The sequence below is a fragment of the Pandoraea terrae genome (genome assembly GCF_902459695.1).
GTDB classification, from domain to species: domain Bacteria; phylum Pseudomonadota; class Gammaproteobacteria; order Burkholderiales; family Burkholderiaceae; genus Pandoraea; species Pandoraea terrae.
The window spans coordinates 103,332-120,588 of sequence record NZ_CABPRZ010000016.1; the positions used below are offsets into that span (position 1 = coordinate 103,332).

20 protein-coding genes are annotated in these 17,257 nt (G+C 64.8%); 9 read left to right on the forward strand and 11 right to left on the reverse strand.

Features of this window, described 5'->3' with window-relative positions; all coding sequences use genetic code 11:
* Positions 1-6 precede the first annotated feature (6 nt).
* Positions 7-1,293 (reverse strand): D-amino acid dehydrogenase, encoded by a 1,287-nt coding sequence (locus PTE30175_RS18245; protein ID WP_150698484.1) that lies wholly within the window; start codon positions 1,291-1,293, stop codon positions 7-9.
* A 102-nt stretch (positions 1,294-1,395) separates the two neighbouring features.
* On the opposite strand from PTE30175_RS18245, the gene PTE30175_RS18250 reads away from it, so the two are divergent.
* Positions 1,396-1,884 carry an Lrp/AsnC ligand binding domain-containing protein gene (locus PTE30175_RS18250; protein ID WP_150698485.1) on the forward strand — a complete coding sequence of 163 codons (489 nt, stop codon included), beginning with the start codon at positions 1,396-1,398 and terminating at the stop codon, positions 1,882-1,884.
* Between the two features lie 60 nt (positions 1,885-1,944).
* Here PTE30175_RS18250 and PTE30175_RS18255 read toward each other — a convergent pair whose 3' ends face one another.
* The 5 genes from PTE30175_RS18255 to PTE30175_RS18275 all read right to left on the reverse strand — a co-directional run bounded on the left by PTE30175_RS18255 (position 1,945) and on the right by PTE30175_RS18275 (position 6,647).
* Positions 1,945-3,078 carry a PA0069 family radical SAM protein gene (locus PTE30175_RS18255; RefSeq protein ID WP_150698486.1) on the reverse strand — a complete coding sequence of 378 codons (1,134 nt, stop codon included), beginning with the start codon at positions 3,076-3,078 and terminating at the stop codon, positions 1,945-1,947.
* 101 nt (positions 3,079-3,179) lie between these two features.
* Positions 3,180-4,091, reverse strand: a complete 912-nt coding sequence (locus tag PTE30175_RS18260) for a Rossmann-like and DUF2520 domain-containing protein (protein ID WP_224788846.1) — start codon at positions 4,089-4,091, stop codon at positions 3,180-3,182.
* The gene (locus tag PTE30175_RS18265; RefSeq protein ID WP_224788847.1) at positions 4,088-4,537 is read right to left on the reverse strand and encodes an NINE protein; all 450 of its coding nucleotides are present in this window, start codon (positions 4,535-4,537) and stop codon (positions 4,088-4,090) included. Before PTE30175_RS18265 ends, PTE30175_RS18260 begins: the two co-directional genes overlap by 4 nt.
* 7 nt (positions 4,538-4,544) lie before the next feature.
* Positions 4,545-5,372 (reverse strand): META and DUF4377 domain-containing protein, encoded by an 828-nt coding sequence (locus tag PTE30175_RS18270; RefSeq protein ID WP_191629128.1) that lies wholly within the window; start codon positions 5,370-5,372, stop codon positions 4,545-4,547.
* Between the two features lie 132 nt (positions 5,373-5,504).
* Positions 5,505-6,647, reverse strand: a complete 1,143-nt coding sequence (locus PTE30175_RS18275) for a PQQ-dependent sugar dehydrogenase (protein WP_150698521.1) — start codon at positions 6,645-6,647, stop codon at positions 5,505-5,507.
* A gap of 275 nt (positions 6,648-6,922) precedes the next feature.
* On the opposite strand from PTE30175_RS18275, the gene rpsP reads away from it, so the two are divergent.
* The 6 genes from rpsP (at position 6,923) to PTE30175_RS18305 (ending at position 11,145) form a co-directional block, all read left to right on the forward strand.
* Entirely contained in the window at positions 6,923-7,171 is a 249-nt protein-coding gene (gene rpsP / locus PTE30175_RS18280) for a 30S ribosomal protein S16 (RefSeq protein WP_150698489.1), read from the forward strand.
* 126 nt (positions 7,172-7,297) lie between these two features.
* Positions 7,298-7,963: a ribosome maturation factor RimM gene (rimM, locus tag PTE30175_RS18285; RefSeq protein ID WP_150698490.1), complete on the forward strand. Its 666-nt coding sequence runs from the start codon at positions 7,298-7,300 to the stop codon at positions 7,961-7,963.
* Positions 7,964-7,981: 18 nt separating this feature from the next.
* Complete coding sequence (gene trmD / locus PTE30175_RS18290) at positions 7,982-8,743, forward strand: tRNA (guanosine(37)-N1)-methyltransferase TrmD (RefSeq protein ID WP_150698491.1); 762 nt, start codon at positions 7,982-7,984, stop codon at positions 8,741-8,743.
* A gap of 116 nt (positions 8,744-8,859) precedes the next feature.
* Entirely contained in the window at positions 8,860-9,246 is a 387-nt protein-coding gene (gene rplS, locus PTE30175_RS18295; protein ID WP_150698492.1) for a 50S ribosomal protein L19, read from the forward strand.
* 142 nt (positions 9,247-9,388) lie between these two features.
* Positions 9,389-10,075, forward strand: a complete 687-nt coding sequence (locus PTE30175_RS18300) for a CoA pyrophosphatase (protein WP_224788849.1) — start codon at positions 9,389-9,391, stop codon at positions 10,073-10,075.
* A 131-nt stretch (positions 10,076-10,206) separates the two neighbouring features.
* Positions 10,207-11,145, forward strand: a complete 939-nt coding sequence (locus tag PTE30175_RS18305; protein WP_150698523.1) for a CobD/CbiB family protein — start codon at positions 10,207-10,209, stop codon at positions 11,143-11,145.
* Between the two features lies 1 nt (position 11,146).
* Here the strand turns inward: PTE30175_RS18305 and PTE30175_RS18310 are convergent, their stop codons facing one another.
* The 3 genes from PTE30175_RS18310 to PTE30175_RS18320 are packed head-to-tail and all read right to left on the reverse strand — an operon-like array spanning position 11,147 to position 13,664.
* Entirely contained in the window at positions 11,147-11,464 is a 318-nt protein-coding gene (locus PTE30175_RS18310; protein ID WP_191629129.1) for a putative signal transducing protein, read from the reverse strand.
* Positions 11,461-12,420, reverse strand: coding sequence for a ribosome small subunit-dependent GTPase A (gene rsgA / locus PTE30175_RS18315; protein WP_150698493.1), 960 nt, complete (start codon positions 12,418-12,420; stop codon positions 11,461-11,463). The genes PTE30175_RS18310 and rsgA overlap by 4 nt, the downstream gene beginning before the upstream one ends.
* A complete protein-coding gene (locus tag PTE30175_RS18320; RefSeq protein WP_150698494.1) occupies positions 12,417-13,664 on the reverse strand; it encodes a M48 family metallopeptidase in 1,248 nt (415 codons plus the stop codon). Before PTE30175_RS18320 ends, rsgA begins: the two co-directional genes overlap by 4 nt.
* 58 nt (positions 13,665-13,722) lie before the next feature.
* Here PTE30175_RS18320 and orn point away from each other — a divergent pair, with 58 nt between their 5' ends.
* Positions 13,723-14,349, forward strand: a complete 627-nt coding sequence (orn, locus tag PTE30175_RS18325; protein ID WP_191629130.1) for an oligoribonuclease — start codon at positions 13,723-13,725, stop codon at positions 14,347-14,349.
* Between the two features lies 1 nt (position 14,350).
* On the opposite strand, the gene mog is transcribed toward orn, so the two are convergent.
* Together mog and yjgA are read right to left on the reverse strand one after the other, a co-directional pair.
* On the reverse strand, positions 14,351-14,974 hold the full coding sequence (mog, locus tag PTE30175_RS18330) for a molybdopterin adenylyltransferase (protein WP_150698495.1): 624 nt from the start codon (positions 14,972-14,974) through the stop codon (positions 14,351-14,353).
* The gene (gene yjgA, locus PTE30175_RS18335; RefSeq protein WP_150698496.1) at positions 14,971-15,588 is read right to left on the reverse strand and encodes a ribosome biogenesis factor YjgA; all 618 of its coding nucleotides are present in this window, start codon (positions 15,586-15,588) and stop codon (positions 14,971-14,973) included. The genes mog and yjgA overlap by 4 nt, the downstream gene beginning before the upstream one ends.
* 158 nt (positions 15,589-15,746) lie before the next feature.
* Here yjgA and pmbA point away from each other — a divergent pair, with 158 nt between their 5' ends.
* Positions 15,747-17,105 carry a metalloprotease PmbA gene (gene pmbA, locus PTE30175_RS18340; protein WP_150698526.1) on the forward strand — a complete coding sequence of 453 codons (1,359 nt, stop codon included), beginning with the start codon at positions 15,747-15,749 and terminating at the stop codon, positions 17,103-17,105.
* The last annotated feature ends 152 nt before the right edge of the window (positions 17,106-17,257 follow it).

Below are 17,257 nucleotides of genomic sequence, written 5' to 3' on the forward strand. Positions count from 1 at the left end.
TGTGCATCAGGCGAAGGCCGGTTCGGCCTGCGCATCGAAGCCGCGCTCATAGCGCGCGACGCCGAGATCGTCGGCCAGGATCGCCGGCCGGCGGCCCGACATCAGGTCGGCAAGCATTTGGCCGGAACCGCAAGACATGGTCCAGCCGAGCGTGCCGTGCCCGGTGTTCAGGAAGAGGTTGCGAAGGCCGGTGGCGCCGACGATCGGCGTGCCGTCCGGCGTCATCGGACGCAGACCGGTCCAGAAGCTCGCCTGCGCGGTGTCGCCCGCGCCCGGATACAGGTCATTGACGACCATTTCCAGCGTGGCGCGGCGGGCCGGGTTCCGACGCTTGTTGTAGCCCACGGCTTCCGCCATGCCGCCGACACGGATGCGGTCGTCGAAGCGGGTGACAGCGATCTTGTACGTTTCGTCGAGCACGGTCGACACGGGGGCCTTGGCGGCGTCGACGATCGGCACCGTGATCGAGTAGCCCTTGAGCGGATAAACCGGAATATCGACGATGTCGCGCAGGAACGGCGTCGAGAACGAGCCGAGCGCGACGACATAGGCGTCTGCCTTTTGCAGGGCGCCGGCACAGACGACGCCGTCGATCTTGTCGCCCGACACGGCCAGGCCGTCGATCGGCAAGCCGTAGCGGAATTTCACGCCGAGTTGCTCGGCCAGTGCGGCCAGGCGCGTGGTGAACAGCTGGCAGTCGCCAGTCTCGTCATTCGGCAGGCGCAAGCCGCCAGACAGCTTGTGGGCGACAGCGGCCAGCGCCGGCTCGGCGGTGGCCAGCGATTCGCGGTTCAAGAGTTCGAAAGGTACGCCGGCTTCCTTGAGTACAGCGATGTCGCGCGCGGCGTTGGCGAGTTGTTCGTCCGTGCGGAACAGTTGCAGCGTGCCTTGCTGGCGGCCTTCGTAATCGATGCCGGTGTCGGCGCGCAAGGTGCGAATACAGTCACGGCTGTATTCGGCCAGACGCACCATGCGTTCCTTGTTGACCGCATAACGGGCGGCTGTGCAGTTGCGCAGCATGTGATAGAGCCAGCGCAGCTGGGTCAGCGTGCCGTCGGGCCGGATCGCCAGCGGCGCATGTTCCTGGAACAGCCATTTGACGGCCTTGAGCGGAATGCCCGGCGCTGCCCACGGCGACGCGTAGCCCGGCGAGATCTGGCCGGCATTGCCAAAGCTGGTTTCAAGCGCAGGGCCCGGCTGACGGTCGATCACGGTGACGTCGTGGCCCGCGCGGGCCAGATAATAAGCGCTTGTTACGCCAATGACGCCACTGCCAAGGACGATGACCTTCATGCCAGACTCCTGTAAAACCACGGTTATTCATTAATTAATGCCATGCTATTATTTGATCACTAGGTTTTGTTAATGAAAATTTCAGGTTTTCAGGAATAAATAATGCGGACCCAACAGCAGACGATACGCGCGCTCGACCGGCTTGACCGGCGCATCCTGACGTTCCTGCAACAGGACGGCCGGATGTCGATGAAGGACCTCGCGGAACAGGTGGGGCTGTCGATCACGCCGTGTATCGAACGGGTCAAGCGGATGGAGCGCGACGGTGTGATCACCGGATATTTCGCTCGGGTGAATCCGGCGGCGCTTGGCGCCGCGTTGCTGGTGTTCGTGGAGATCACGCTCGATCACAAATCGGGCAACATGTTCGACCAGTTCCGGCGCGAAGTGCTGCGCATTCCCGAGGTGATGGAGTGTCACCTGATCTCGGGCGACTTCGATTACCTGATCAAGGCGCGCATTCGCGAGATGTCGGAATACCGCAAATTGCTCGGCGATATCCTGCTCCAGTTGCCGGGCGCGGTGCAGTCGAAGAGCTACGTCGTCATGGAAGAGATCAAGGAAACCCTGACGATCGCGGTGGAGGAGTAGCGGGCATCGACGGGCCGAAGGGGGGCTCAGGGGACCTCAGGGGGCCTCAGCCGGGCGTCATCAGAACAATCGCAACTGATCGCCTGCCGCCGCCGGCGCGGGTGCTTCCGCTGGCGCCGCTGGCGCCGCTTGCAATTGCGGGACACGGAACAGGTCCGTGCGCAAGGGCGCACGCGCTTGATCGAAACCGAGTTTGCGGCAAGCCAGGTGGAACCGCTGCCGCACCAGTTCGGCATGTTTGCCGGTCCCGCGCATGCGTTCGCCGAATGCCGCGCTGTTGTGACGCCCATCGCGTACCTGTTCGATCAGGCTCAGGACGTGGCGGGCGCGCAAGGGATAGTGTTCTTCGAGCCACGCTACGAAGATGTCGTGTACCTCCAGCGGCAGACGCAACATTACATACCCCGCGTAAGTCGCGCCCGCCTCGGCCGCGGTGCTCAGCACGCGCTCGATATCGAAATCGGTCAGGGCGGGCACGATGGGCGCCACGATGACGCCGGTGGGCACACCTGCTGTCGTCAGCCGGCGCACGGCCTCCATCCGCCGTGCAGGCGTGTTCGCGCGCGGTTCCATGCGCCGCGCGATCTCGGCGTCGAGCGTGCCGATGGACATGAACACGCGCACCAGCCCGCGCTCGGCCATGCGGCTCAAAATATCGATGTCGCGCGTGACCAGCGACGACTTGGTGGTAATGCCGACCGGATGTCCGAATTGTTCCAACACCTCGAGGATCTGCCGCGTGATGCCTTGTTCGCGTTCGATGGGCTGATAAGGGTCCGTGCTGGTTCCCAGCGCCAGCATGGCGGGGCGGTATCCGGGCCGCCGCAACTCGGCTTCCAGCCGCTGCGCGGCATTGTGCTTGGCGTATAGCTTCGTCTCGAAATCGAGCCCTGGCGACAGCCCGAGATACGCGTGGGTCGGCCGTGCGAAGCAGTAACTGCAGCCATGCTCGCAGCCGCGATACGGATTGATCGACCGATCGAAAGGAATATCAGGCGACTGATTGCGCGTGATGACCGAGCGCGCCGTCTCTTGAATCACCTGTGTGCGGAAATGCACCTCGTGTTCCTGTGCGGCGTCGGATTCAGGGCGTGTTTCGTCGGTCTCGCGCGTCCATGCGGAAAATCGCGACGCCAGATTGTCGGTGGCGCCCCGGCCCTTGCGGGCAGACGGAGGCGCAAACGAGGATGCCATGACGTTCTCCTTGCAACGGTTCGCACAGGCGGGACACCGCGGCGAACACGTCATCGATGAACATCATTATACTGTGCTTTTGTACAGTGGTTGGGGCGGGATTATTCTGAATCATTGGCGGCGGCGATCGGGCGTTCGGACATCGCGCCGTGCGCGGCCACCGCAGCCGAGATGGCCTGCAAGGCTGCCTCGTCGGCTTTCGGCCGCTGGCGGGCGAGGCCGATGGCGCGCTCGATGAGCATGGCGTAGAGGGCGGCATGATCGCCGCCGGCGGCGGCCAGGGCGGCGGCGTGTTTGGCGACGACACCCGCATCTCCGCGCGAGACCGGACCCGCCAGCGCGCCGGGCAGGCCCTTCTGCCGCGCGGCGTCGAGTGTGCCGTTGACCAACGGCCACAAGGCTTCGCGCGCCTCGGTTTCGTCCATCCCGATGTGCCGCCAGAGTTGCACGGCCTCATCGAGCATGCACAGCAGAAAGCTCGCAGCATAGTTGGCGCCGGCGTGATAAAGCATGCGTTGGCCTGCCGGGATCGTCAGCGCGCGGCAGCCGATCGCCGCGGTCAGCGCGCGCAGCGTGTCGCCCAGGCGGCCGTCCGCCTCCAACGTGATGGCGCAACCGGCCAATCGCTCGGCGTCGTCGTCGAGACCGGCGAACAGATAGAGCGGGTGGAAGCCGCCGATGGCCGCACCGCGCATTTGCGCGGGCGCGAGCAGCGCGACTTCGGACGCACCGCTGCAATGCACAAGCGCCTGACCGGGCCCGGGCCGCAGGACTGCGGCGGCCGGTGCGATCGCGTCATCGGGTACCGTCAGGAATACGAGATCGGCGTGGGAGAAGATGGCCTCCGGCGCGACCGCCGTACAGTCGGGGAGCGTTCCTGCCAGCCGCTGCGCATGATCGGGCGTTCGGCTGGCGACCGCTGCCACGCGCCAGCCGGCGCGAACGGCAGCCTTCGCCAGCGCGCGGGCAACCCGGCCCGCGCCAACAAACCCGAGCGAAGGCGATGGGCTCACTGAGACAACCGGTTGGCCGGCATTGTGGCTTCGAAATACGTCTGAAAGCCGATGGCAAGACCGGACATCATCAGCATCGCCCCGATGAACAACGCGCAGATGACAATGATGACGGCCGTCCATCCCGAACGCGTCGGGTGCGTCGTTCCGGGATTGAATTGCGCGTCCCAACGCGCGTCGGGACGCAAGCCGTAGACAATTGCCGCCAGAAATGCTGAGAACAACGAGACCGCGCCGCAAATCGTCAGCACCCAGCCGGGAATCGACTGCAGCTCGCTTGTCACCAGCAGTCCCCAGCCGGCCACGCCCATGGCGGAGCCGGCCAGGTGCGCCCAGCCGAAGCCGTCGCGCAGGCCATACAGATAGAAGCGATGTGCGCCGAGGGGCCCGAGGAGGAACGCCAGCCCGGCGGTCAGGGTTTTCGATTTGTGAACGGCGGCGGTCATTGGGGCGTCATTCCGGCATCTTGCCGGCAGGCGTTTGTCGGATCACCTCGACGAGCGTCCAGCGCATGCGCGACGCGTCGGCGGGCGGATTGGCCACGGGCTCGCCGTGGATGCGCACACGGTATTCTACGCCCGGCTTCCAGTCGAAGCCATCGATGTGGTCGTACCAGAGTTCCCAGGGGCCCGCGCCCCCGGCCGATGCCGCGTCGCGCACGCGCAGGCATTTGCGCGGGGCCACGCCCATGCAGTCGGCCTGCCGGGAGTCGACGTCGAGCACGCGATCGGTACGCCTCGAACCGGTCGTCGGCACTTTACCGGCGACGTTCGGAATCAGATTCGTCTGATTCGCGTAGGTCAATCTTTCCGTGTTCGCGGTTTTCAGCACCAGTAGATTGTCCTGGCGCTCGTAACCGGTGACGCGAGCCAGGGTTGCCAGATAACGTTGCTCGAACGCCATGGCGTCGGGGCAGGCCATGCGCGTGGCGGCCGGCGCCTTGATGGACAGCGTGTTGCCGGCGCCGGCGCTGTATTGTCCGAAGATGCGGTTGCAGCCGCCAGTGCCGGAGAATTCGCCCTGGTCGTTCAGGGTCAGCGTAACGACGCGTCCTTCGGGCAAAGCCGGCACCTCGCCGCTCCCTTCCCAGCGAATGAGTTGCCACGTGCCGGTCACGTCCCCGGGTTTGGCTGCCGATGGCGCCGTCGCGGCGCCCGGCTCGCCCGTCGCTGCGGGGGCGGCGCCGCCCTGTGGCTGGGCGCAGGCCGCGAGCAGGGCGACGGGCAGAAGCAGCCTGGCGGCGTACTTCGCGGTGGCGGGGAGGAGGGCGCGTAGGATCATGATGGTCGGGAATCTCGTTGAAGAGGATGGAAAGTCATCGATGCGCCCACGAGCGGCGCATCGGCAGGATGCCATGCATTGACCAGCGCCGGCGCGGCTCGGTTCCGTGCGGCACGACGGGCGCGGCGCATGTCATGATCCGGGCCGGTATGAAATCCGATAGATCGCGCCGGCCAGATCGTCGCTGACAAGCAGCGCGCCGTCCGGCATGACGAGCACGTCCACGGGGCGGCCCCAGACGGATTCGTTCGCCCCGAGCCAGCCCTGCGCGAAGATTTCCTGGCGATCGACGCGGCCGCGCTCGTCGAGCACAACCCTGACGACGCGATAGCCGATCTTTTTCGAGCGATTCCAGGAGCCGTGCTCGGCGATGAAGATGTTGCCCGCGTAGTCGGGGGGGAATTGCTTGCCGGTATAGAAGCGCATGCCGAGCGCGGCCACGTGCGCGCCGAGCGGCGCCATCGGCGGCGTGAATTCGCCGCACTGCCGTTCGTGTCCGAACACGGGATCGGCAACGGTCCCCGCATGGCAGTACGGGAAACCGAAATGTTCGCCGGTTCGCGACACGCGACTGAGTGCGTCGTCCGGGGTGTCGTCGCCCATCATGTCGCGCCCGTTGTCCGTAAACCACAATTCGCCGCTGCCGGGGCGCCAGTCAAAGCCGACGCTGTTGCGCACCCCGCGGGCGACCACCTGCCAGTTGCTGCCGTCGGGTTTCATGCGCCCTATCATGGCGTAGCGATCTTCATCGCGGTTGCAGACGTTGCAGGGCGCCCCGACGGGCACATACAGGAGACCGTCCGGGCCGAAGGCAATGAAGCGCCATCCGTGGTGTGTCTCCGACGGGAGCCTGTCGGTGACGGTCTGGGGTGCCGGCGGGTGTTCGAGACGCGCTTCAATGGCGTCGAGCCGGACGATACGGGAGACGGCGGATATATAAAGGGCATCGCCGCGCATTGCCACGCCGACCGGCATGTTCAGGCCGCTGGCGACGGTATGGACCCCGGTGGCGCGGGTACGCGATGCGTCGAGCGTGACGGCGTACACTTTGCCTTCGCCCCGGCTGCCGACGAACAGCGTGCCTTTCGGGCCGAGCGTCATCGCACGGGCGCCAGGAACCTGGTCCGTCAACACGGCTATATGGAAGCCGGGCGGCAACACGATCCTGTCGACCGGCAGCGGCGCCGCCCGCGCCAGGGCAGGCGCGGCGCAGAGGGCTAACGCAGCCAGCGCGCCCAGAAGGCGCTGGCGTATCGTCGGCAGGCGGCCGCGCATGCTGCCGTTGTATTCATGCGACGCGCGCCGCGGGGAGTGGGGCTGCGCATCCGCGCGCGGCACCGGGCGCTGCCGTCCATCGGGGAATCGCTGCATGCCGGACTCGCGTCGAGGGAGTATGTCTGGCATTGTAGTCCCCGCCGCGCGGGACGGGGCATTCCCGGGGGATTACCGGGGCGGCAGGACGATTCCGGGGAAGTGTTTGTTTTGACGACGTTTTTGCGCTATAATCACGCGTTTTCTGTCCGAACACCTCAGGATTTCAAGGAATTATTATGGTCGTTATCCGCCTGGCTCGCGGCGGCGCGAAGAAGCGCCCGTTCTACAACATCGTCGCTACCGATTCGCGTAATCGCCGCGATGGCCGCTTCATCGAGCGTATTGGCTTCTACAACCCGGTCGCCGGCGAAGGCACGGAAGCCCTGCGTATCGCGCAAGACCGTCTGACGTACTGGCAAGGCGTGGGCGCGCAACTGTCGCCGACCGTCGCCCGTCTGGTCGCAGGAGCGAAGACCGCCGCTTAAGTTCAAGCGTCGCGTCGAAGACGCTGCCGGCCTGACCTTTCGGCCGACTGGCAGCGCAAGTATTTTCACGGCGGTACCGGTTGAAAGACCGGCGCCGCCGTATGTTCGTTACAACGGTTGATTTGCATGGTTCGCCCAGTTCGCCCCGCGCGGTCCGCCGCTGCACGCGTGCCCCTGAAAATCGGGGCCGATGCCCGTCAAGCCAAGCCGGCCGCCGCCGAGCGTGTGCTGAATCCGGTCACGGATGCCGATGCGCCCGCCGACCTCGTCGAGTTGGGCTATATCGGTGACGCCTACGGCATTCGCGGCTGGATCAAGGTGCAGCCGCACACCGGTGAAGGCGAAGGATTGCTGTCTTCCGAGCGCTGGTATTTCCGGCGGCCCGGACAGTCTGCACTGTTTCTCGCCGAGGTCGTGCACAGCCGTGCGCATTCGGGTACCGTGGTCGCGCAATTGCGCGGCAGCGATAGCCGGAGCGCGGCCGAAGCGCTCAAGGGGCTGCAGGTCTGGGTGTCGCGCGCCGATTTCCCGAGCGCCGGCGAAGACGAGTTCTACTGGGTCGACCTGATTGGCGCCGAGGTCACGAACGTGCAGGGCGAAGCCCTCGGCACGGTCGCCGGGCTGCTCGACAACGGGGTGCATACCGTGTTGCGCGTGGCCTACGACGCGCCGGCCGTTGCGGAAAAGCCCGCCGCCAGGCGCGAACGGCTGATTCCGTTTGTCGGCCACTACGTGCAAAGCGTCGACACCGGCGCCGGGCGCATCGTGGTCGACTGGGGCCTGGATTACTGATGACAGGGACACGGCTCGATGCAGTTTGATGTCGTCACCCTCTTTCCCGAGATGTTTCGGGCGCTGACCGACTGGGGGGTGACCAGCCGGGCGCTGAAGCAGTCGCGATATGCGTTGCGTACCTGGAATCCTCGCGATTTCACGCACGACAACTACCGCACTGTCGACGATCGCCCCTACGGCGGCGGTCCCGGCATGGTGATGCTGGCCAAGCCGCTCGAAGACGCCATCGGCGCCGCCCGGGCGGCACAGGCCGAGGCGGGGGTAGCGAAACCGCGCGTGCTGATGATGTCGCCGCAAGGCAAGCCGCTCACGCATCGCCGCGTTGTGGAACTGCGCGAGCAGGCGCAGGGCCTGGTGATCCTGTGCGGTCGCTACGAAGCGATCGACCAGCGTCTGGTCGATCGTTGCGTCGACGAGGAAATCAGTGTCGGCGACTTCGTGCTGTCGGGAGGCGAATTGCCCGCGATGGCGTTGATGGACTCGCTGATCCGGCAATTGCCGGGCGTGTTGAACGATGTGCAGTCGGCCGAGCAGGACAGTTTCGTCAACGGTCTGCTCGATTGCCCGCACTATACGCGGCCTGAGGAATACGAAGGCATGCGGGTGCCCGATGTCTTGTTGGGCGGCCATCATGCCGAGATCGAAAAATGGCGGCGCCGCGAGGCGTTGACCAATACCTGGCGCAAGCGCCCCGACCTGATCGAGGCGGCGCGCCAGAACGGATTGCTCAGTCGTGCCGATGAGGCATGGCTGACAAGCCTGGCCAAGCCAGCGTAAGCGGGCTGGCGGGCAAACGTGGCGCCGCCGTTGGCGGTGCTTGATTGACACCATCCTCTGTCGGGACCGGTACAACCCGGTACATAACGCCGATACGATGGCACAAGGAGTGGTAAATGAACCTGATCGAACAGATCGAAAAGGAAGAAATCGCGCGTCTGAGCGCGAACAAGACGATCCCCGCATTCGCCCCGGGCGACACGGTGATTGTCAGCGTGAACGTGGTTGAAGGCACCCGCAAGCGTGTCCAGGCTTACGAAGGCGTCGTGATCGCCAAGCGTAACCGCGGCCTGAACTCGTCGTTCATCGTCCGCAAGATTTCGTCGGGTGAAGGCGTTGAGCGTACGTTCCAGACGTACTCGCCGCTGATCGCCAGCATCGAAGTCAAGCGTCGTGGCGATGTGCGCCGTGCCAAGCTCTACTACCTGCGCGAGCGCTCGGGCAAGTCGGCACGTATCAAGGAAAAGCTCGAGTTCAAGAGCAAGCCGGCTGCTGCAAAGTAAGCGGTTTTGCCTTGATGCGGCGTGGCCGATCGCGCATCCGATCGGTCATGCGAGAGAAAAGCACCTTCGGGTGCTTTTTTCTTTGGCGACGAAGTTGACGTACCGCGAGTAAAATAACGACATCCTCATTTCTTATCGCCCCGTGGCCCCACCGCTCATCCTGCACCCGGAAGCTTTGCCGATCGTCTCCACGGGCGAAGGCGAGCCGTCGGTGCCGGCCGCGCGGTTGACTGCACAAGCCCTGCGCGACCGCCTCGCGCATCCGCCTGTCTGGACACCCGAAGCCGGGGCGCCGGAAATTGTACCGAAGCTGCCGTTTTCCCCGCGAGCGGCGGCGGTGCTCGTGCCGATCGTCATGCGCCCGCATGGCATGACGGTCTTGCTCACGCGGCGCACGCAGCACCTGACGAATCATGCGGGGCAGGTCAGCTTCCCCGGCGGCAGCAGCGAGCCCGAGGATACGACGCCGGTCGCGACCGCCTTGCGTGAATCGCGCGAGGAGATCGGGCTCGATGCGGACGCCGTCGAAGTCATCGGCAGCATGCCCGACTATGTCACCGGCACCGGCTTTCGCGTGGCGCCGGTTGTCGGTCTGGTCAGGCCGCCCTTCGATCTGGTCGCCGACACGCATGAAGTCGCCGAAATTTTCGAAGTCCCGCTCGATTTTCTGATGAACCCCGCCCACCACCAGATCCGCGTGTTCAATTACCTGGTCGGCGAGCGGCGTTTCTATGCGATGCCGTATCCGCGCCCGGCGGGCGGCGAGTACTTCATCTGGGGGGCAACCGCCGGGATGCTGCGCAATTTCTACCGTTTGTTGCGCGCTTAGGGGCGGTGACACGCCCTGGGCGGCGGTTGGCGTAAAGGGCTGGCGGATTGCCCGCAAAGTCGCACCAGGCGGGCATCTGCGTGAAGCTGTGCTATCGTTATGACATTCTGTCCTGTGACCCGATCGCACGCATGACATTTTTCTCGGTACTCCTTGCGCTGATCCTGGAACAGGTGCGCGCGCTGTCCACCCATAACCCGGTCTATAACCTGGTCCGGTCGCACGCTGCGCACATCGCGCGCACGTTCGATGCAGGCCGGCACAAGCATGGCGTGCTGGCGTGGCTCGCGGTCGTCGTGCCGTTCGTACTGCTCGTCGGCGTGGTGTACTTCCTGCTGATGAAGGTGAACTTCGTGCTGGGCTTCGCCTGGAACGTGGTCATCGTCTACCTCACGCTCGGGTTCCGCCAGTTCAGTCATTACTTCACGGACATCCACGTCGCCCTCAACAAGGACAATCCCAACGAGGCGCGTGAAATCCTGCGTCAATGGATCGGCATCGATACCGTCGACATGCCGGTTGACGAGGTGGTTCGCCACACGCTGTTGCATGCCGTCATCGCTTCGCATCGCCACGTATTCGGCGTCTTCTTCTGGTTTCTCATGCCGGTCGGCCCGGCAGGTGCGGTGCTGTACCGCATTTCGGAGTACCTGTCGCGCAAATGGAACGAAGATGCGCCTGACCGCAGCGTCGCCTTCGGCCTGTTTGCCAAGCGCGCGTTCTATGTGATCGACTGGGTGCCGGCGCGGCTCACGGCGATCGGCTTCGCGATCGTCGGCAACTTCGAGGACGCCGTCTACGCCTGGCGCAACTACGCCAAGCAATGGCCAAACGAAAACGAAGGGATTCTGCTGGCCGCCGGCAGCGGCGCGCTGGGCGCGCGTTTGACCGGGCCGTTGGCGGAGCCGTCGAGCGTCGATGCGCTCAACATTGGCGACGACGCCGTGCTGCCGGTCGGCAGCGATTGCACACCGCGCACCCTGCAAGCGGCGGTCGGCCTCGTCTGGCGGGCCGTGCTGCTGTGGATGTTGCTGTTGCTGATGCTGACGTTGGCCGTCTGGCTCGGTTGAGCTAGTTCCGGTCCGGTGCGGCAGCGCCGCATTGCCAGCACCGATCGAACTGCGGTTCGAGCCATTCGCCGCACGACGCGCATCGCCAGCGCGGCCCGCGTGCGGCGGGCCGCTGGGCCTGGGCGATAACGGCTTCGGCACGGGCCCTGTCGCGGGCGTCCATCAGCCAGAGTTCCGGTCCGCATTGATCGGGCGGGAGTTCTCCCGCCGCGCCCAACGAGTAGAAGTTGTGCAACTGGCACGCGATCCCCTCGGCCTCCAACAGATTTCGCCAGTGGCTGCCAATCCAGAGATTCGGGGCGCGTACCAGGCGGATCATCTTGGTGCTTCCTGCTCCGACTCATGCACCAGTTGCGCGTAGAGGGTGTGGCGTTGCGGCGCGATGCGCCCTTGCGCGAGCGCGGTCAGCACCGCGCATCCCGGTTCCTTCAGGTGGTGGCAGTTGTAGAAACGGCAGCCGGTCAGCAACGGCCGGAATTCCGGGAACGCGCGCTCGAGCGCCCCTTCCTTCAAATGATGCAGGCCGAATTCCTGAAATCCGGGTGAGTCGATCAGCAGGCCGCCCTCGGGCAGATGGAACATCCGGGTAAAGGTCGTCGTGTGCTTGCCGGAGTTCAGGACGGTCGAGATTTCCCGCGTCGCCGCATCGGCGTTGGGCACCAGCAGGTTCACAAGCGTCGATTTTCCCATCCCCGACTGGCCCAGCAACAAGGTCGCCTTGTGCGCCAGATGCGGCAGCAACTGTGCGCGTGCATCGTCGGGTGATTGCCGGATCGACATCTCCAGCACTTCGTAGCCGAGCGCGCGGTAGGGCGCGAGCCGCTCCCGCGCTGCCGGCAGGCCGGCGGTCACGTCTGTCTTGTTGAGCACAACGAGCGGCTTGAGTCCGTGTGCTTCGGCTGCGACCAATGCACGGCCGAGCAGGTCTTCGCTGAAGTAAGGTTCCGTCGCCAGGGTGATCAGCAACTGGTCGATGTTGGCCGCAAACAGCTTGCTCTTGAACTGATCCGAACGGTACAGCAGGTTGCGGCGGGGCAGGATCTCCTCGATCACGCCCTGATCGCTGCCCGCGCGCGCCCAGGCGACTTCGTCGCCGACCGCGATCTCGCTGCGTTTTCCACGCGGAAAGCACAGCACTGTCTGGCCATCCGACTCCACGACATAATGCCGGCCATGCGCGGCGGCGACGCGCCCGCGAAAATGGCCGGCGGCCGATGCGGCGCCCGAAGCGCCTTGTGCGCCGGCGCGTTCGCCGCGCTTGTTCAATCGCTTCATACGTGCCCCAGCAGACGGTCGATACGCTGCGAGGCGGGCGGATGCGAGTAGTAGAAGGCCGTGTAGACGGGGTCGGGCGTGAGCGTTGACGCGTTGTCCTGATACAGCTTGACGAGCGCGTTGACGAGGTCCGTCGCCTGCGTCTGGCCGGCAGCAAAGGCATCGGCTTCGAATTCATGCTTGCGCGACGTCAGGCTGCCGATCGGGCTCGCGAAGAAACCGAACACGGGCAGCACGAGGAAGAACAGTACCAGCGCGAGCGCATTGTTGCTGCCGGTCATCGAAGGCAGCACGCCGAGGTCAATATAGAACCATGTCCGGCCAGCCAGCCAGCCGAGCAGCGCGAGGAACGCGAGGCTCAGCGCGAATGTCACGACGATGCGTTTGGTGACGTGTCGATGCTTGAAATGACCGAGTTCATGGGCCAGCACCGCTTCGATTTCGGCCGGCGACAGGCGTTCGATCAGCGTGTCGAAGAAGACAATCCGCTTGGCGGCGCCGAAGCCGGTGAAGTAGGCGTTGCCGTGCGCCGAACGGCGGCTGCCGTCCATCACGAACAAGCCCTTCGCCGCGAAGCCGCAACGCTTCATCAGACCCTCGATGCGCGCCGCCAGCGACGCATCCTTGAGCGGTTCGAACTTGTTGAACAGCGGGGCGATGACCGTCGGATACAGCACCAGGACAAAGAGATTGAAGGCCACCCAGACGGCCCACGCATACAGCCACCACAGCGGCCCCGCGCGGTTCATCAGCCACAGGACGACGAACAGCAGCGGCAGGCCGAGCACGACCCCGACGGCCACGCCCTTGAGCATGTCGGCGAGGAAAAGCCCGAATGACATCCGGTTGAATCCGAAACGTTGTTCGATGACGAACTGGCGGATGTACGTGAACGGCAGGTCGACCAGGCCGGAAATCACCAGGACCGCGCCGATGAGGGCGATCTGGCCGACATAACCTTCGCCCAGCCATTGCGTGATGCCCAGGTGCAGCAGATGGAGACCGCCCATCAGGGTGAGGGCGACCAGCAGCACGGCTTGCGCGAGCGTCTCGGCCATGCTGAGCTTGGTGCGCGCGACCGTGTAGTCGGCGGCGCGCTGATGATCGGTCAACGCGATCGTTTCGGCAAAACGGGCGGGGACCGCGGCGCGATGGCCCACCACGTGCCGGATCTGGCGCGAGGCGAGCCACAGCTTGGTCAGCACCATCGCCAACAGGAAAACCACGAAAAGGTAGGTGAGCATGCGCTTATGGAAAATCCGAAGTATGCGAGAATTATAGATTCTTTCTATTGATTGCCCCATGTCCGACATTTCGACTGACGCCGCCCCCGCCCCCGCCCCCGCCCCCGCTGAGCCCGCCCCCTTGGGCCGCCATGAATTCAATCTGGTCTGGCTCGACATGGAGATGACCGGCCTGCAGCCCGACAGCGACCGCATTATCGAAGTTGCGGTTGTCGTCACCGATTCGGCCTTGACGCGCCGCGTCGAAGGTCCCGTCTTCGCGATCCATCAATCGGACGCCATCCTCGACGGCATGGACGACTGGAACAAGTCCACCCACGGTCGCTCGGGCCTGATCGACCGCGTGAAGGCGTCGCTCGTCGACGAGGCTTCGGCCGAAGCGCAACTGATCGAGTTCCTGTCGCAGTATGTGCCGCCGAACAAGTCGCCCATGTGCGGCAACTCGATTTGCCAGGACCGCCGCTTCATGGCGCGTTACATGCCGGGTCTGGAGGCGTTCTTCCATTACCGCAACCTGGACGTCAGCACGCTCAAGGAACTGTGCCGCCGCTGGGAGCCGGCCGTCTACAAGGGTTTCACGAAGCGCGGTGCGCACACGGCGCTGGCCGACATTCACGAGTCGATCGACGAACTGGTGTACTACCGCGCCAACTTCCTCAAGACGGCTGTGCCGGCCACGCCGTAACTCACGCGCCGGCTTTGTTCGGGCGCTGGGCACTCTTCGGACGGAACGCGCGGCACACGGCGTCGTTCGTCTCGATGTACGGCCCGCCGATCAGGTCGATGCAGTAGGGCACTGCCGCAAAAATGCCCGGCACCACGGAATGGCCATCGGCATCGCGCAAGCCTTCGAGTGTTTCCTTGATCGACTTGGGCTGGCCGGGCAGATTGATGATCAGCGCCGCGTGCGCGGGCGCCTCGCGGATCACCGCGACCTGACGCGAGAGGATTGCGGTCGGCACGAAGCGCAGGCTGATCTGGCGCATCTGCTCGCCAAATCCGGGCATTTCCTTGGTGCCCACGCGCAGCGTGGCTTCCGGGGTAACGTCGCGGCGCGCGGGGCCCGTGCCGCCGGTCGTGAGCACGAGATCGCAGCCGGCCTGGTCGACCAGCGCGATGAGCGTTGCGGCAATGCCGTCGGCGTCGTCGGGGATCAGGCGCGTTTCGGCCACCCAGGGGGATTGCAGGGCGGCGCCCAGCCACGCCTGGAGCGCGGGGATGCCCTGGTCGTCATAGGTGCCCCGGCTCGCGCGGTCGCTGATCGACACGAGACCGACACGCAGTTCATCGGGATGGCTGCGGGTGATCATGCGTCGTCCTCGCGTTGCGGAAATTCCGGCAGGTTGTCGTCTTCCTCCGAAACTTCGGTGGACGATGCGGCGGCGCCGGTACCCATCAAGTCCTTGAGCATCTGGAACAATTCGCGAAACGCCTTGGGCGGTTTTTGCTGTTCCTGCTCGCGTCGTGCGTTGCGGATCAGCGTACGCACGTGCTGCGCGTCGAGGTCCGGATACTGTGCCAGCAGTTCCGTCAGCGCTTCATCCTTGGCGAGCAGGCGTTCGCGCCAGCGCTCGAGCGCGTGGAGCTTTGCCGTCTCGGCTTTCGACACGCCCTTGATGATGTCGAGCGCGGCGCGGATCGCATCGACTTCGGTTTCATGCAGGGAGCGCATGACCTTGCCGACATACTGCATTTGGCGGCGGCGGCCTTCGTGGGCCTTGATGCGTTGGCAATCCTTGCAGGCGTCCGCGAGCTTTTCGGGCAGCGGCATGCGCGCCAGGCCTTCCTTCGACAGGCCGACGAGTTCTTCCCCCAGATCCTGCAGGGCCAGCATGTCGCGTTTGCGCTGCGACTTGCTCGGCGGCTCGTTCGGATCGGGAAGTTCGCTGTGAGCGATGCGGTTATAGCGGTAAATGTGCGTCATGGGTGCTATTGTAACGCGAGCGCCCGCCGGCAAGGTATCGGCAGGCCTGCCATGGCAGTGCAAGACCAGACGCGCAAATAGTTCGGATGCCCGCCGCACAACGGCCGTCAAGACGCGCTAAGATGGCGGTTCCTCAACGCCTCTCGCCTACCGCGCCGATGTCTTCTGCGAACCCGCATTTCACGCATACCCAGGACCAACTCAAGGAAATCGTCAGCGACGTGCTGCAATACGCCCGTTCGCTCGGCGCGACCGACGCTGCCGCGGAAATCTCCGAGGGCGACGGCCTGTCCGTCTCGGTGCGGCGCGGCAAGATCGAAACGATCGAGCGCAACCGCGACAAGCTGGTCGGTGTCACGGTCTTCATCGGCCAGCGCCGCGGTAACGCCAGCACGTCGGATTTCTCGAAGAAGGCACTTTTCGACACGGTCGACGCGGCCTACAACATTGCGCGCTTCACGGCGGAAGATGACTGCGCCGGTCTGGCCGAAGCCGATCTGCTGGAAATGAACCCGCTGGACCTGTCGCTGTTTCATCCGTGGGACATCACCGCCGACGATGCGGTGGAACTGGCGCGCCGCTGCGAACACGCCGCGCTCGAAACGAGCCCGCTGATCCGCAATTCCGAAGGTGCGGGCGTCTCCGCGCAGCACTCGCAGTTCCTGCTTGGCACCACGCGCGGGTTCCTGTCGGGCTACCCGTATTCGCGCCATTTCCTGTCTGTCTCGCCGATCGCCGGTTCCGGCAGCGGCATGCAGCGCGACGATTGGTATTCGTCCAAACGTGCGGCCGATGACCTGTCGCAGCCCGAGGCGGTTGGCCGTTACGCTGCCGAACGGGCGCTTGCGCGTCTGCATTCGCGCAAGCTCTCCACGCGCAAGTGCCGTGTGCTGTTCGAGGCGCCGCTGGCCGCCGGCCTGCTCGGCGCATTCGTGCAGGGGGTCTCCGGCGGAGCGCTGTACCGCAAGGCCACGTTCCTCGTGGACAGTCTGGGCAAGCAGGTGTTCGCGCCGCACATCGGGATCCATGAGGATCCGCACGTGCCGCGTGCCATGGGCAGCGCGCCGTACGACGAGGAGGGCGTCCAGACGCGCAGCCGCGACGTGGTGAAGGACGGCGTCGTCGAAGGCTATTTCCTGTCGACCTATTCGGCGCGCAAGCTCGGCATGAAGACGACCGGCAACGCCGGCGGCTCGCACAATCTGCGGCTGTTCAGCCGCGACACGCTGCCGACGGACGACTTCCGCGCCATGCTCGGGAAGCTTGGCACGGGGCTGTTGGTGACCGAACTGATGGGGCAGGGCGTCAATTACGTGACCGGCGATTATTCGCGCGGCGCGGCGGGCTTCTGGGTCGAGAACGGCGAAATTCAGTATCCGGTCGAAGAAATCACGCTGGCAGGCAACTTGAACGACATGTTCCGTCAGATCGTGGCCGTGGGCGCGGATACGCTGGTCCGTGGGACCAAGGAAGTCGGCTCCATCCTGGTCGAGGAAATGACCATCGCCGGTCATTGATGCTGCAAAAAACGCCGAATGCGCGATATCTGCGTCGGGATCGTGCATCACGGCAGTGCATGTGCTGTGCAATTGCCCAAATCTTGCGATTTCTGCGTTATCCTTAGGAGTTTTCTTAAGCCAAGGCTTAAGAACGGGGTTACGTAGTTTGG

What these genes read in the sequence shown, in the direction of transcription:
- PTE30175_RS18245 (WP_150698484.1), bottom strand. Translation starts at nt 1,293, where the DNA reads ATGAAGGTCATCGTCCTTGGCAGTGGCGTCATTGGCGTAACAAGCGCT.
- rplS (WP_150698492.1), top strand. Translation starts at nt 8,860, where the DNA reads ATGAACCTGATCGAACAGATCGAAAAGGAAGAAATCGCGCGTCTGAGC.
- PTE30175_RS18310 (WP_191629129.1), bottom strand. Translation starts at nt 11,464, where the DNA reads ATGATCCGCCTGGTACGCGCCCCGAATCTCTGGATTGGCAGCCACTGG.
- mog (WP_150698495.1), bottom strand. Translation starts at nt 14,974, where the DNA reads ATGATCACCCGCAGCCATCCCGATGAACTGCGTGTCGGTCTCGTGTCG.
- PTE30175_RS18265 (WP_224788847.1), bottom strand. Translation starts at nt 4,537, where the DNA reads ATGACCGCCGCCGTTCACAAATCGAAAACCCTGACCGCCGGGCTGGCG.
- PTE30175_RS18320 (WP_150698494.1), bottom strand. Translation starts at nt 13,664, where the DNA reads ATGCTCACCTACCTTTTCGTGGTTTTCCTGTTGGCGATGGTGCTGACC.
- PTE30175_RS18250 (WP_150698485.1), top strand. Translation starts at nt 1,396, where the DNA reads ATGCGGACCCAACAGCAGACGATACGCGCGCTCGACCGGCTTGACCGG.
- yjgA (WP_150698496.1), bottom strand. Translation starts at nt 15,588, where the DNA reads ATGACGCACATTTACCGCTATAACCGCATCGCTCACAGCGAACTTCCC.
- trmD (WP_150698491.1), top strand. Translation starts at nt 7,982, where the DNA reads ATGCAGTTTGATGTCGTCACCCTCTTTCCCGAGATGTTTCGGGCGCTG.
- rimM (WP_150698490.1), top strand. Translation starts at nt 7,298, where the DNA reads ATGGTTCGCCCAGTTCGCCCCGCGCGGTCCGCCGCTGCACGCGTGCCC.
- PTE30175_RS18270 (WP_191629128.1), bottom strand. Translation starts at nt 5,372, where the DNA reads ATGATCCTACGCGCCCTCCTCCCCGCCACCGCGAAGTACGCCGCCAGG.
- orn (WP_191629130.1), top strand. Translation starts at nt 13,723, where the DNA reads ATGTCCGACATTTCGACTGACGCCGCCCCCGCCCCCGCCCCCGCCCCC.
- PTE30175_RS18275 (WP_150698521.1), bottom strand. Translation starts at nt 6,647, where the DNA reads ATGCGCGGCCGCCTGCCGACGATACGCCAGCGCCTTCTGGGCGCGCTG.
- rsgA (WP_150698493.1), bottom strand. Translation starts at nt 12,420, where the DNA reads ATGAAGCGATTGAACAAGCGCGGCGAACGCGCCGGCGCACAAGGCGCT.
- rpsP (WP_150698489.1), top strand. Translation starts at nt 6,923, where the DNA reads ATGGTCGTTATCCGCCTGGCTCGCGGCGGCGCGAAGAAGCGCCCGTTC.
- PTE30175_RS18305 (WP_150698523.1), top strand. Translation starts at nt 10,207, where the DNA reads ATGACATTTTTCTCGGTACTCCTTGCGCTGATCCTGGAACAGGTGCGC.
- PTE30175_RS18255 (WP_150698486.1), bottom strand. Translation starts at nt 3,078, where the DNA reads ATGGCATCCTCGTTTGCGCCTCCGTCTGCCCGCAAGGGCCGGGGCGCC.
- pmbA (WP_150698526.1), top strand. Translation starts at nt 15,747, where the DNA reads ATGTCTTCTGCGAACCCGCATTTCACGCATACCCAGGACCAACTCAAG.